The sequence below is a fragment of the Yimella radicis genome (genome assembly GCF_054778255.1).
The window spans coordinates 15967-29259 of the sequence record NZ_BAAGZR010000008.1 but is presented as its reverse complement, the minus strand read 5'-3'; the positions used below and the strand labels follow the sequence as shown (position 1 = coordinate 29259).

The following is a 13293-nucleotide window of genomic DNA, read 5'->3' as shown; positions in this document are numbered from 1 at the left end:
CCATGAGCGATGTGTTGGCGTTCGCCGGAGTGACCGTCGTCCGAGGCGACAAGAAGTTGCTCGATGACGTGACCTGGGAGGTCGAGGAGGGCGAGCGCTGGGTGGTGCTCGGCCCGAACGGCGCGGGCAAGACGACGCTGCTGCAGATCGCCGCAGCGCGGATGCACCCGTCATCGGGTGTTGCCGGCGTGCTGTCAGAGGTACTCGGCGCGGTGAACGTCTTCGAACTGCGCCCCCGCATCGGTCTGGCCTCGGCCGCGATCGCCGACCGGATTCCACGCGAGGAGCGGGTCGGCGACGTCGTGGTCACCGCGTCCTACGGAATGGTCGGACGCTGGCGCGAGCAGTACGACGAACTCGACCATGAGCGTGCGAAGGAACTCCTGGCCACCATCGGTGCCGACCACCTGATCGACCGCCGCTTCGGCACCTTGAGCGAGGGGGAGCGCAAGCGCGTCCAGATCGCGCGCGCCCTCATGGCTGACCCGGAACTCATGTTGCTCGACGAGCCCGCCGCGGGTCTCGACCTGGGTGGCCGCGAGGACCTCGTCCGCCGTCTGGGTGAGTTGGCCGAGGACGTCTATGCGCCCGCAATGGTCCTGGTGACCCATCACGTCGAGGAGATCCCGCCGGGATTCACCGACGTGTTGATGCTGCGTGGAGGACGTGTGGTTGCCGCCGGCCCCATCGAATCGACATTGACCGCCGAGAACCTCTCGGACGCTTTCGGGGTGCCGCTCGTGCTCGATCGGCACGAAGGTCCGAACGGTGACCGTTGGAGCGCACGCGCAACCTGAGACTGCGCCGATGACGTCGACAGCCCTTGGCTAATCTGCAGCAATGCCCTGGACCGAAGCCCTGCTGATCCTGCTTGCCGGAATGGCTGCAGGAACGATCAACACCATCGTCGGTTCGGGCACCCTGGTCACGTTCCCGACGCTGCTCGCATTCGGCGTACCAGCGGTCACCGCCAACGTGTCCAACACGATCGGTCTTGTGGCCGGGGGCCTCAGCGGCACCTGGGGCTACCGGCGCGAGGTGCGCTCGACCGCCGACCAGCTCAAGCGTCTGGCCCCGATGTCATTCCTCGGTGCGATCGTCGGCGCTCTGCTGCTCATCGCGTTGCCGGCCGAGGCCTTCGACGCGATCGTCCCAGTGCTCATCCTGGTCGGCGTCCTGCTGGTGATCTTCGGTCCGCGCATCCAGAAATGGGCCGCCGAGAATCACCCCGATCACGAGTCGCCCGGACGGCGGGTGCTGCTCGGTGTCGGGATCTTCGTCGCCGGGGTGTACGGCGGGTACTTCGGTGCGGCACAAGGGGTTCTGTTGATGGGAGTGATGAGCGTCCTGCTCGCACAACCGCTGCAGAAGCTCAACGGGATCAAGAACGTCCTGGGCACGATCGTCAACGCGGTCGCCGCCCTCACCTTCATCCTCGTCTCCCGCGAACACGTGGACTGGAAGATCGCCGGGCTCATCGCGGCCGGCGCACTGATCGGAGGCTTCATCGGCGGCTCGGTCGGTCGCAAGCTCCCACCCAACGTCCTGCGAGGATTCATTGTGGTCGTGGGCATCGTTGCCATCGTCAACCTCCTGGTGAACTGAGTCGGCGATGACCGTGATCCGGATTGACGACCCGTCCGACGCGAGGGTCCGCGATTACTTCGGCCTGACCGACGTCGCGCTGCGCCGCGTCCTCGAACCCGCCGAGGGTCTCTATCTGGCCGAGAGCGAGAAGGTCATCCGTCGAGCGCTCGCCGCGGGCCACCGTCCGCGCTCGTTCCTGATGGCGCAGCGTTGGCTCGACGATCTGGCAGACCTCGTGGCCGATGCCGAACGAGACGACACTCCGGTCTTCGTGGCGGAGCCCGCCGTGATCGAGGCGATGACCGGTTTCCATCTGCACCGTGGAGCCCTGGCCTCGATGCATCGACCGGTGTTGCCTGCGTGGCAGCACGTGGTCGCCGACGCGCGGCGCATTCTGGTGATCGAGGACGTCGTCGACCACACGAACGTCGGGGCGATCTTCCGCTCGGCCGCAGCGATGGCTGCGGACGCCGTCCTCATCACGCCCCGGTGCGCCGACCCCCTCTACCGACGGGCTGTGCGGGTGTCGATGGGCACGGTGTTCCAGGTGCCGTGGACGCGGATCGAGCCATGGCCGTCCGCAATCGAGGAAATGCGCGAATCCGGTTGGTACGTCGCAGCGCTCGCGCTGGACGACGAGGCCCAAACGTTGGACGAACTCGCCGCAGCCGATCACGACCGGTTGTGTCTTGTGGTCGGCACGGAAGGTGACGGACTGTCGCGCCGCACGATGGCACTGAGCACTCGCACCGTCTGCATACCGATGGCCGGCGGCGTCGACTCGCTCAACGTGGCGGCGGCGTCCGCCGTCGCACTCTGGGCGACGAAAGACTGAACCGACTCCCGTCCGAACGTTCATCAGGCGGGACAGACCAACGGACGCCCGTCAGCGCGTACGTTCGGTTGTCGAACCACCTACCGGGGTCGACCTATTCGATCTCACGAAGGCAGGAGAGTCGTAATGGACAACCCGATCCTCTGGATCATCATCGCCGCGGTGGTGGTGCTCGCCATCATCGCGCTCGTCGCGATGATGAACAACAAGAAGAAGAAGGAACGGCAGCGCGAGGAAGCAGCACAGCTGCGCGACAACGCCGCCGCCCAGGAGATGCAGCTGAAGGAGCGCGAGCGCGAGGCCGACCTCGCCGCGCGTGAAGCAGGCCAGCGCCGCGAGCAGGCCGACCGTGCCGCTGCGGAGGCGCGCAAGGCTGAGCAGGCTGCGTCGGCCAAGGTGAACGACGCGCAGAGCGTGCGCGACGACTACGACGAGAAGCAGCGCCGGGCCGACCTGCTCGACCCCGACGTCGAGACCGACAAGGACGGCAACCGTCTCGACGGTTCGCGCCCCGGCGGACACGACGACCGTGATTCGGGCATGGACCTGCGTGACCGTGACAACGACGGTGACCGCTTCGGTGACCACGACGCCGACCGACGTGCTGCTGACCAGCGGGACGGTGACGGGCCGGGTGGGGGCACTGCCGCAACCGCCGGTGGTCTGGGTGCCGCGGGCGCTGGTGCCGCCGCGTACCAGGGCCGTGACAACGACGACCGTGACTCGGGCATGGACCTGCGTGACCGTGACAACGACGGCAACCGCCTCGGCGACCACGACGCCGACCCCTTTGGTGACAACGATGGTCGTGACTCGGGCATGGACCTGCGTGACCGTGACAACGACGGTGACCACTTCGGCGACCGTGACGCCGACCGCATCGGTCAGACCAGCACGATGGGCGATGTCGCCGGCGACACTCACCACGGTGGCTACGACGAGCAGGGTCAGACCGACACGCACTTCGGCGACGGCCTGGCGGGCAACAGTCCGCGTGGCCACGAGGGCACGCTGCACGACGGCGACCGCGAAGGTGGCCTCGGCGGTCACTCCTACGACGACGGCCGGACCCTTGATCGCGGCAACGAGCCGGGTTACCAGCACGAGGGTGGCCTGGACGGACAGCACTGGGGCCAGAACGACAGTAGCCGGGGTCAGGTCGACCAGGGCGGGTACGCCGACGAGTCGTCCGCGGGCTGGGCGCAGCAGCATGACGCACAGCAGCCTGGCTATGACACCGACCAGACTGCGGGACAGCAGAACTCGAACGACGAGTCCCGCGAGACCGGCGGCTTCGAGAACCGCTCTGCGGACTCCGGCGGTCAGCCGAACCAGGCCGGCGCAGGCACGGTCGGTGGCTCCACGGCGGCCGGCGGTTACGGCGTGGGTCGTGACGACGCGGTTCGTTCCGGGGACACCGGCAACCTGCAGGACGGCGCCGACTGGCACACCTCGGGCGACCAGCATGACGTCGAGGCCGGGCACGACGGCATCCGGGACGACCGGGTCGGCGACGGCGTCCAGGAGGTCAAGCGCGACGCGGACGGCGACCACAAGTCGATCGGTGACCGCATTCGTTCCCTGCGGGACGACGTGCGCGGCCGCGACGGCAAGTAATGAGCTTCGGTCCGCGCGGCTGACTCGTTGAGTGGGTCGCGCGGACGGAACCAGCACGGAGGGCGCTCCTCTCGCTACGGCGAGGGGAGCGTCCGGCGTTCACCCGACGAGTCGGTCGAGCAGCCTTCGTGCCTCCGCCGCCGGGTCGTCGGTGAGCCCGCCGTGCACCGGCCCCGGCTGGATCGCTGTGCTTCGCGGCGCGACCAGCCAACCGAAGCGTGCTCCGAGCGAGCGGATCGAAGGCTTTCCGGGCGCGGATTCGCCTGCGGCACAAGCACGCAACGACGCCAGCGCAGTCTCGATCTCGCTCAGATCGACTTCGGGTGCAAGTGCTCGCACCAGGTCGGAACGAAGAAGCCACTCGACGCTCAGGTGGTCGGCCATCTGTGCGTAGACGACAACACCGATGTTGACGAACTCTTCACGCTCCACTGCCGGCACGAACCGCAGGACGGCGTACTGGTAACCGATCATGCGTTCCTCGGCATCCACGCGTCCGGACGAGCGAGGCGTTCGACGAGGTGCTCCACGTACATCGCGCGGACCGCTTCCGGGCCCGGCAGATCGGCCGTCGACTCCAGCCACTCGTCCGGCACGTCGTCGAGGACGCGAGCGATGAGCTCCCGGCTGAGGATCGCGGTGGCGCGTTCATGGACGGCACTGACGTCATCTGCGACCTCGCGCAGGATGTGCGAGGAGTCGTCGAAGCGTGCGGCGGCGAACCGCGCAGGGTCGGGTGCCCTCGAGGGCCAGGAGTGATGAAAGTAGAGGGCGGCGCCGTGATCGATCGCCCACAGATTCTTGCCCCAACGCAACAGATTCGGGTTGTGCGGGGTGCGGTCGATGTTGGCGACACAGGCGTCGAGCCAGAGAATCGCCGAGGCTTCGTCCGGCGGCGGGGGAGTCGAGCCGTCGTAGTTGAACGCGCCGGGTAGGAAGTCCATCCCGAGGTTCAAGCCGACGGACGCGGTGAGAAGGTCCTGCACCTCTTCGTCGGCCTCGTACTTCGCGATCTGCTCTGGCATGTCGACGAGCTTCAGATCGGGGACGCGGATGCCGAGGGCGCGAGCGAGGCCGGCGACGATGATCTCAGCCACGAGCACCTTCACACCCTGACCGGCGCCGCGGTACTTGACCACCCAGGTGCCCTCGTCGTCCGCCTCCATCACACCGGGCAGCGAACCACCCTCGCGCAGCGGGACCACGTAGCGCAGGGCGTTGACGATGGGCAGCACACGGCCACTCTAGTGAGCGTGCGCACGAGCAAGCTGACTCGTCGATAGGGTTGCCCGCATGGAGCCGGTCTACACACCCGTCGTTCACTTCGCCCGCGGGTTGTTCGCCGCGCAGGGGCTGCGCTTCCAGCGCACCGGCCAGGAGGCCATTCCGCAGACCGGTGGCGGTGTCGTCGCGATCAACCACATCGGATACCTCGACTTCGCCCTCGCGGGGTACGCCTTCAAGGACGTCGGACGTCTGGTGCGCTTCATGGCGAAGAAGGAAGTGTTCGACATGTTGGGCGTCGGCTCGCTGATGCGCGGGATGAAGCACATCCCGGTCGACCGATCGGCGGGCGCCGGTGCGTACCGCGAAGCGGTCGCGGCTCTGCAGCGCGGCGAACTGATCGGCGTGTTCCCGGAGGCCACCATCTCGCGCTCCTTCGAACTCAAGGAGTTCAAGACCGGCGCGGTGCGGATGGCTCAGGAAGCCGGCGTCCCGATCATCCCCACGATCGTCTGGGGCTCGCAGCGGATCTGGACCAAGGACCACCCGAAGAAGCTGGGCCGCACCGGTGTTCCGATCATCGTGAACGTCGGCCGCCCGATCGAAGCGCCTGCCGACGCCGACCCGGCGCAGCTCACCGAACAGCTGAAGGCCGAGATGAAGCAGATGCTCGACCGGGCCAAGGCGCAGTACCCGCCGATGACCGGTGAGGACCTCGCTTTCCTTCCGAAGGCGCTCGGCGGCACGGCTCCCACGGTGGACGAGGCGGCCGAGATGGAGGAGCAGGAACGTCAGCGGCGTGCGGCACGCAAGGCGGAGAAGGCGGCGAAGGCCGCCAAGAAGAAGGGTTTTGCACAGCCTTAGGTCTCCGGGCCGCGTTGTCGGTACCCCGTGAAAGGGTCGAGGCATGTCGACCGAACTCCTGCAGAACGCCGTCAGTCGGGTGCTGGGTGCCCTCGCCGGTCCCGACGCCACCTTGCGCGACGGACAGGGTGAAGCACTCGAGACGCTCTCGCAGCCCGGGTCCCGCGTGCTGGTCGTCCAGGCGACCGGGTGGGGCAAGTCGGCGGTCTACTGGATCGCCACGACGATGATGCGCGACCGCGGTGACGGACCGACGCTGGTCGTCTCGCCGCTGCTGTCGTTGATGCGCGACCAGGTGCAGGCGGCCGAACGAGCGGGCCTGGTCGCGGCGACCTTGAACTCCTCGAACATCGACGACTGGTCCCGGATCGAGGCCGACCTCGCGGCCGATCGTCTCGACGTTCTGCTGGTGTCACCGGAGCGTCTGGCCAACCCGGGGTTCGGTGCACGAGTGCTCGATGCGTTGACCGGACGCCTCGGCATGGTGGTCGTCGACGAAGCACACGCGGTCAGCGACTGGGGCCACGATTTCCGTCCGGATTACCGACGTGTGGTCGACGTGCTCGGACGCCTGAACCCGCAGACACCCGTCCTGGCCACGACCGCCACCGCCAATGCGCGCGTGGTGGAAGACGTTGCGGCACAACTGGGTTCGGACACCCTGGTGCTTCGTGGACCACTCGCCCGGTCCAGTCTGACGCTCGCGGTTGCAGCCCAGATGGATCCGCTCGCCCGCTTCGCGTGGGTGGCCGATCACCTGCCGACGCTGCCCGGTTCGGGCATCATCTACACGCTGACCGTGGCCGATGCTCAACGTCTGGCCGAGGTGCTGCGCACCAAGTACTCTGGCGATCCGTCCCTGCAGGTCGCCGCCTACACCGGGCAACTCGACGGCGCCGAACGCGAGCGACTCGAAGACGCGCTGCGGCGTAACGAACTCAAGGCGTTGGTTGCGACGTCCGCCCTCGGCATGGGATACGACAAGCCGGACCTGGGGTTTGTGGTGCATGTCGGGGCTCCGCCGTCACCGGTGTCCTACTACCAACAGGTCGGACGTGCCGGCCGCGCGATCGACCATGCTCTGGTCACCTTGCTTCCGTCTGCTTCGGACGAGGCTGTCTGGGAGTACTTCGCCACGGCCACCATTCCCAAGCCGAAGGAGGTCGAGCGGATCCTCGAACTCCTGGGTCAGGCAGTGTCGCCGCTGTCCGTGGTGGCGCTCGAGGCCGAGTCCGGAGTGCGGCGCACGCGGGTCGAACTGTTGTTGAAGCAGTTGGCTGTTGACGACATCGTGGTCCGCACCACCGACGGGTGGTCGTCCACCGGCAAGGACTGGAGTTACGACCAGAAGCACTACGACTCGGTGTTGGCGACGCGTCGCCGTGAAGCGGAGATCATGCGTCGCTACGTACGTGGCCAAGGCTGCCTCATGCAGTTGCTCCAGGAGTCCTTGGACGACCCGTCCGCTGCACCGTGCGGTCGCTGCTCGGTCTGTATCGGCGGCTTACCGGAAGGTCTTGCCGCAGAGGCGAATTCGGAGACGATGCGCGGTGTGCGACGGGTGCTGCGCACCGAGCGCCACGTGCTGGAACCACGCAAGATGTGGCCCGGGGGAGCGTATGGCACCCGCGGCAAGATCCCGGTCGCCCAGGCGGCTGACCCCGGACGGGTACTCGTCCATGCCGACGCGCCGGAGTGGGCCGACTCGCTCGCCGGTTGCCTGCAGACGGGAGCGGCAGCCGATCCTGAACTGCTCGAACACGCGGTGCACACCCTCGCCGACTGGAGCAAGCAGTGGGTGGACCGGCCGACCTGCATGATTGCCGTGGCTCCGGGCGGCATGCCGGATCTGGCGGGTTCGGTCGCCGAGCACCTGGCGAACGCCGGCCGGCTCCCGCACGCGGTCTGGGCGACCGATCGCATCCCGACGGATCTGCCGAGCGCCGACGAGGCCGCCGTCCTTCGTGATCGCCTCGGCGCCGGCCCGGACGCGAACGTCGACGGCCATACGGTTCTGCTGGTGATCGACCGGACGTCGTCCGGCTGGGCGGCCACGGTGGCTGCCGCTGCGCTGCGCGAGCGAGGAGCGGCCCGCGTCCTGCCGCTGGTGATCCATCGCAGCCTCGGCTGAAAACCGACGGTTCGCGGGCTGCGTCCGGCAGGCGACAATGGAACGGTGAGAAGCCGTCCGAGTGTGTTGCACCTCGACCTCGACGCCTTCTTCGCCGCGGTCGAGCAACGCGACAAACCCAGCCTGCGCGGCAAACCCGTGGTGGTCGGCGGGACGGGTGGACGAGGCGTCGTGGCGACCGCTTCCTACGAGGCGCGCAAGTTCGGAGCCCGGTCGGCCATGCCTACCGCTCAGGCGCGCCGACTGTGTCCGCCCGGCACGGCCTTCCTCAGCCCTCGCGGCGCCGCGTACCGAGCCTCCAGCGCGATCGTCATGCAACTGCTGCACGACCTGTCGCCCACCGTCGAGCAGGTCTCCGTGGACGAGGCGTACGTCGACCTCGCACACGGCGATATCACCGACTTCGCGGTCGACGCGCTGCACAACCGGATTCAACGCCTCCTCGGCGAGATCACCGAGCGCACAGGGGGATTGACGGCGAGTGTCGGGATCGGCACTTCGAAGCAGATCGCGAAGATCGGGTCGGACCTGGACAAGCCGAACGGTTTGGTGATCGTCCCGGCCGGCCACGAGAACGAGGTACTCGGTCCACTACCGGTTCGAGTGCTCGGTGGCGTGGGTCCGGTGACGGGCGAGCGGCTGCGCTCATTCGGCGTCGAGACCGTTGCCGACCTGCAACGAATGTCGGTGACCGACCTGGTGAGCATCTTCGGTGAGTCCCACGGACGAGGGTTGCACGAGATGGCCTTCGCGAGGGACGATCGCCCGATCGTCACCGAGCGTGAGGCCAAGAGCATCTCGGCCGAGGAGACCTTCCCGGTCGACGTCGCGGACGGCACCGTTCTCGATCGTGAGTTGGTGAAGCTGGTGGAGCGGGTCACTGCGCGCTTGCAGGAGCACGGACACTTCGCCCGGACGATGACAATCAAGGTGCGGCACGGCGACTTTTCCACCTTCACCCGATCGGAAAGCACGCTGCACCCGACCGGCGACCTCGCAACGATCCTGTCGGTAGCCCGCAGATTGCTCGTCGGTGCGGACACCGCAGCGGGCCTGCGGTTGCTCGGTTTCGGGGTGTCCGGCATGTCGCCGCACGCCCAGGAACGGATGTCCTTCGAGCAGGAGGAGGTCGAGGAGCCGTCCCCGGAAGCCGCGGTCACCGCGCATGATGTCGACGACGGCTGGGGCCGCAACCCGCAGACCTGGACACCGGGCGCCGACGTCCGGCACGCCGAGCACGGTGCCGGTTGGGTGTGGGGCAGCGGCCTGGGCCGAGTCACCGTTCGATTCGAGGGCCCGACCACCGCACCCGGACCGGTCCGCACCTTCAAGGCCGATGATCCACACCTGGAGCACGCCGCCCCGCCGGAGTGGACTTGATGCTTACCTGTGCGCTGTGAACGTGCACGGGATGAATCAGATGCAGCAACACCCGTCTTCGACGACCGCGCCGGCGGCACCTCAGGGTCATCGGATGGCGTTGAACGACGCGCTTGGCTGGCGGCTTCCCTGCGCGATTTCTTCCATGACGCGGATGCTCATCACAGCCAAGTGAAAGTGCGCGGTACCGGCTGGTGAGCAGCCCCTGACGCACCGCTTCGGATGGCTAAGGTGGGGCGGGTGACGATCCGGGTAGCCCTCCACCACCGCACGACCTACACCTTCGATGAACCGGTGACGGTTCACCCGCACGTCGTCCGGCTGCGCCCGGCGCCGCACAGTCGCACCCCGATCACCGCGTACTCGCTGACGGTCTCTCCGAGCAATCACTTCATCAACTGGCAGCAGGATCCGTTCGGCAACTACCTCGCGCGCCTCGTCTTCCCCGAGCGGGTCGACAAGCTGGAGGTCACGGTCGATCTGGTCGCCGACATGACGGTGATCAACCCGTTCGACTTCTTCGTCGAGGAATACGCCGAGCACTACCCGTTCACCTATCCCGACGATCTGCGCGCCGACCTCGACCCGTACCTGCGAGTCGTCGACGACGCCGACGAAGGCAGCGGACTCAGCGAGCAGACGCAGTCCTGGATCGACCAGGCGATCGCCGATGCGCAACCGGGCGATCAGAACCCGGGCATCGTCAACTTCCTGGTCGCGATGAATCAGGCTGTGAACCGGGCGGTTTCGTACTCCGTGCGGATGGAGCACGGAGTGCAGAGCCCGCGGGAGACCCTCGATCGCGGCATCGGGTCCTGTCGTGACAGCGCCTGGCTGCTGATCGCGGCGCTGCGCCGCGCCGGTTTGGCGGCTCGATTCGTGTCCGGTTACCTCGTCCAGCTGACCGCCGACCAAGAAGCGCTCGACGGCCCGAGCGGTCCGAATGAGGACTTCACCGATCTGCATGCCTGGGCAGAGGTCTTCGTACCGGGTGCCGGCTGGATCGGCATGGACGCAACCAGCGGCCTCTTCGCCGGGGAGGGTCACATCCCGCTCTGCGCGACGCCGCACCCGTCCGCGGCAGCACCGATCAGCGGTGCGACGGCGCCGGTCAACGTCGAGTTCGACTTCGCGAACACCGTCACCCGGGTCTTCGAGGACCCGCGGGTCACCAAGCCCTACACCGACGACCAGTGGTCGAAGGTGCGCGCACTGGGCGAGCACGTCGATGAACTGATGCAGGCCGGCGACGTCCGGCTCACGATGGGTGGCGAGCCCACGTTCGTGTCAGCCGACGACACCTCGACTCCGCAGTGGGAGACCGCCGCCGACGGTCCGGAGAAGCGAAAGCTGGCGGTCGAGTTGGCCGACAAACTGCGAAAGCGCTACGGCAAGGGCGGGATCACGCACCACGGTCAGGGCAAGTGGTACCCGGGAGAACCGTTGCCGCGCTGGCAGATCGGTCTCATCTGGCGTACCGACGGCACGCCGATGTGGCAGGAGCAGTCACTCCTCGACGACCCGTGGGGCGACGCCGTCGTGCCCGCCGACGACCACGAGCGTGCCATGGTCGTCCGCGACTTCACCCAGCACCTCGCAGCCCGGCTCGGCTTGCCCGACGAGGTCGTCCGACCTGGCTACGAGGACCCGATCACGGATTGGCACAACGAGATTCGTCAGCCGAGCGGCGACCGCCCCGGTGACGACGTCGGTGCACTCGACCCCGATCGACGCAGCAAGCTGGAATCGAAGCAGATCGCACCCGAGCTGCCCACCGGGTGGGTGCTGCCGATCTTCCCCGCACCTGACGGCGACGGCTGGGGCACGGCTGTCTGGCAGACCCGCCGCGAGCACCTCTACCTCACGCCCGGCACCTCGCCGATGGGCCTGCGCCTGCCGCTCGGTTCGATCGCCTGGGCCGAGGCACCGTACGTCCCCGACGCCTCGCCGTTCGCGGCGAGCGGCACCCTGCCCGATCCCGGATCCCTCGGAACCGAGGTCCCGAGCGCTCAGGTGCACGACATCGAGGAGGCTCCGCGGACGGCGTTGACCGTCGAGGCGCGCGAGGGCCACCTGTTCGTGTTCCTGCCGCCGCTGTCCGAGCTGGACGACGCGCTGCGCATGCTCGGGGCGATCGAACAGGCCGCGAAGGCGACCGAGACGCCGGTCGTGCTGGAGGGCTACGCGCCGCCGAGCGGTGGTGGCCGCCTCACCTCGCTGACCGTGACGCCCGACCCCGGTGTCATCGAGGTCAATCTGCAACCCACCTCGTCGTGGGCCGAGCTGGAGACGCTCACGACCACGCTCTTCGACGACGCCCGGTCGGTTCGTCTGGCGACGGAGAAGTTCGACATCGACGGCACTCACACCGGCACCGGCGGCGGCAACCACATCACGCTCGGTGGTTCCACACCCGCCGAGTCGCCGTTGCTGCGTCGCCCTGATCTGCTGCGCAGTCTGATCACCTACTGGCAGCACCACCCGGCGTTGTCCTATGTCTTCTCCGGACGCTTCATCGGCCCGACCAGCCAGTCGCCGCGCGTTGACGAAGGACGTCACGAGACGCTCTACGAACTCGAGATCGCCTTTCACGAACTCGACCGCGCCACAAAGGAATCCGATGGTGAACCGCGTCCGTGGATCACCGACAGGTTGCTTCGTCATTTGCTGACCGACATCACCGGCAACACCCACCGCAGCGAGTTCTGTGTCGACAAGCTCTACAGTCCCGACACCGACCGCGGCCGTCTCGGCATCCTGGAGCTGCGCGGTTTCGAGATGCCGCCGCACGCTCAGATGTCGCTGGTGCAGGCGTTGCTGGTGCGTACGCTGGTCGCGCGTTTCTGGGACCAGCCCTACTCCGGCTCGCTGATTCGCTGGGGTTCACGCCTGCACGACCGGTTCCTGCTGCCCGCGTTCGCTGCAGCCGACCTGCGGGATGTGGTCTGCGACATCAACCGGTATCTCGGGCCGGAACACCAGTTCGACCCGTCCTGGCTCGACCCGTTCCTGGAGTTCCGTTTCCCGCGGCTGGGGGAGACCGACATCGCCGGCGTCCACCTCGAACTGCGCCAGGCCGTCGAGCCGTGGCACGTCCTCGGTGAAGAGGTGACCCAGGGGGGCACCTCGCGCTACGTCGACTCCTCGGTGGAGAAGGTGCAGGTCGCGGCAACCGGCCTCGTACCCGGACGTCACGTCATCACCTGCAACGGAGTGCCGGTACCGCTGGTGCCGGTCGCTGGATCCGGTTGGGGCACAGGCACTCCCGGCACAGGTGGTGCGCCGGACACGATGGTCGGCGGGGTGCGATTCCGTGCCTGGTCGCCGCCGTCCGCACTGCACCCGACGATCGGCGTCCACTCTCCGCTGGTGTTCGACCTGGTGGATCGTTGGAACGGTCTGTCGCTCGGCGGTTTCACCTATCACGTCGTGCATCCCGGCGGCCGGTCCTATGACTCCTACCCGGTGAACGCCGCCGAAGCAGAATCGCGCCGTGGGAGCCGCTTCGAGGCGGTCGGGCACACGTCCGGCACGGTCGACATGTCCGGCTGGCCGTCGTACGAAACCCAGGTGCGGCACGGCAATGGTGAATACCCGTCCACGCTCGACCTGCGCCGCTTCTCGGCCGGTCGGCGCGCATGACCCGAGGGCGCGG

At 67.7% G+C, this 13293-nt stretch carries 10 protein-coding genes; 8 read left to right on the top strand and 2 right to left on the bottom strand.

Features of this window, described 5'->3' with window-relative positions; translation table 11 throughout:
• The first annotated feature begins 2 nt into the window (after positions 1–2).
• The 4 genes from ACYU8W_RS06185 to ACYU8W_RS06170 all read left to right on the top strand — a co-directional run bounded on the left by ACYU8W_RS06185 (position 3) and on the right by ACYU8W_RS06170 (position 4039).
• The gene (locus tag ACYU8W_RS06185) at positions 3–797 is read left to right on the top strand and encodes an ABC transporter ATP-binding protein (protein ID WP_129627553.1); all 795 of its coding nucleotides are present in this window, start codon (positions 3–5) and stop codon (positions 795–797) included.
• Between the two features lie 43 nt (positions 798–840).
• Positions 841–1605, top strand: coding sequence for a sulfite exporter TauE/SafE family protein (locus tag ACYU8W_RS06180; RefSeq protein ID WP_141928605.1), 765 nt, complete (start codon positions 841–843; stop codon positions 1603–1605).
• Positions 1606–1612: 7 nt separating this feature from the next.
• Positions 1613–2422: a TrmH family RNA methyltransferase gene (locus ACYU8W_RS06175; RefSeq protein ID WP_499467534.1), complete on the top strand. Its 810-nt coding sequence runs from the start codon at positions 1613–1615 to the stop codon at positions 2420–2422.
• A 126-nt stretch (positions 2423–2548) separates the two neighbouring features.
• A complete protein-coding gene (locus tag ACYU8W_RS06170; protein WP_499467532.1) occupies positions 2549–4039 on the top strand; it encodes a hypothetical protein in 1491 nt (496 codons plus the stop codon).
• A gap of 99 nt (positions 4040–4138) precedes the next feature.
• Here ACYU8W_RS06170 and ACYU8W_RS06165 read toward each other — a convergent pair whose 3' ends face one another.
• Together ACYU8W_RS06165 and ACYU8W_RS06160 are read right to left on the bottom strand one after the other, a co-directional pair.
• On the bottom strand, positions 4139–4513 hold the full coding sequence (locus tag ACYU8W_RS06165; RefSeq protein ID WP_141928603.1) for a DUF3037 domain-containing protein: 375 nt from the start codon (positions 4511–4513) through the stop codon (positions 4139–4141).
• Positions 4510–5274, bottom strand: a complete 765-nt coding sequence (locus ACYU8W_RS06160; protein WP_499467530.1) for a HipA family kinase — start codon at positions 5272–5274, stop codon at positions 4510–4512. The genes ACYU8W_RS06165 and ACYU8W_RS06160 overlap by 4 nt, the downstream gene beginning before the upstream one ends.
• A 58-nt stretch (positions 5275–5332) precedes the next feature.
• Between ACYU8W_RS06160 and ACYU8W_RS06155 the strand changes: the two genes are divergently transcribed.
• From ACYU8W_RS06155 to ACYU8W_RS06140, 4 genes are all read left to right on the top strand, one after another.
• Positions 5333–6127, top strand: coding sequence for a lysophospholipid acyltransferase family protein (locus ACYU8W_RS06155; RefSeq protein ID WP_499467529.1), 795 nt, complete (start codon positions 5333–5335; stop codon positions 6125–6127).
• A gap of 43 nt (positions 6128–6170) precedes the next feature.
• Positions 6171–8258 (top strand): RecQ family ATP-dependent DNA helicase, encoded by a 2088-nt coding sequence (locus ACYU8W_RS06150; RefSeq protein ID WP_499467527.1) that lies wholly within the window; start codon positions 6171–6173, stop codon positions 8256–8258.
• A gap of 45 nt (positions 8259–8303) precedes the next feature.
• Positions 8304–9638, top strand: a complete 1335-nt coding sequence (locus tag ACYU8W_RS06145; RefSeq protein WP_499467525.1) for a DNA polymerase IV — start codon at positions 8304–8306, stop codon at positions 9636–9638.
• A 240-nt stretch (positions 9639–9878) separates the two neighbouring features.
• A complete protein-coding gene (locus tag ACYU8W_RS06140; protein WP_499467523.1) occupies positions 9879–13280 on the top strand; it encodes a transglutaminase family protein in 3402 nt (1133 codons plus the stop codon).
• Positions 13281–13293 lie beyond the last annotated feature (13 nt).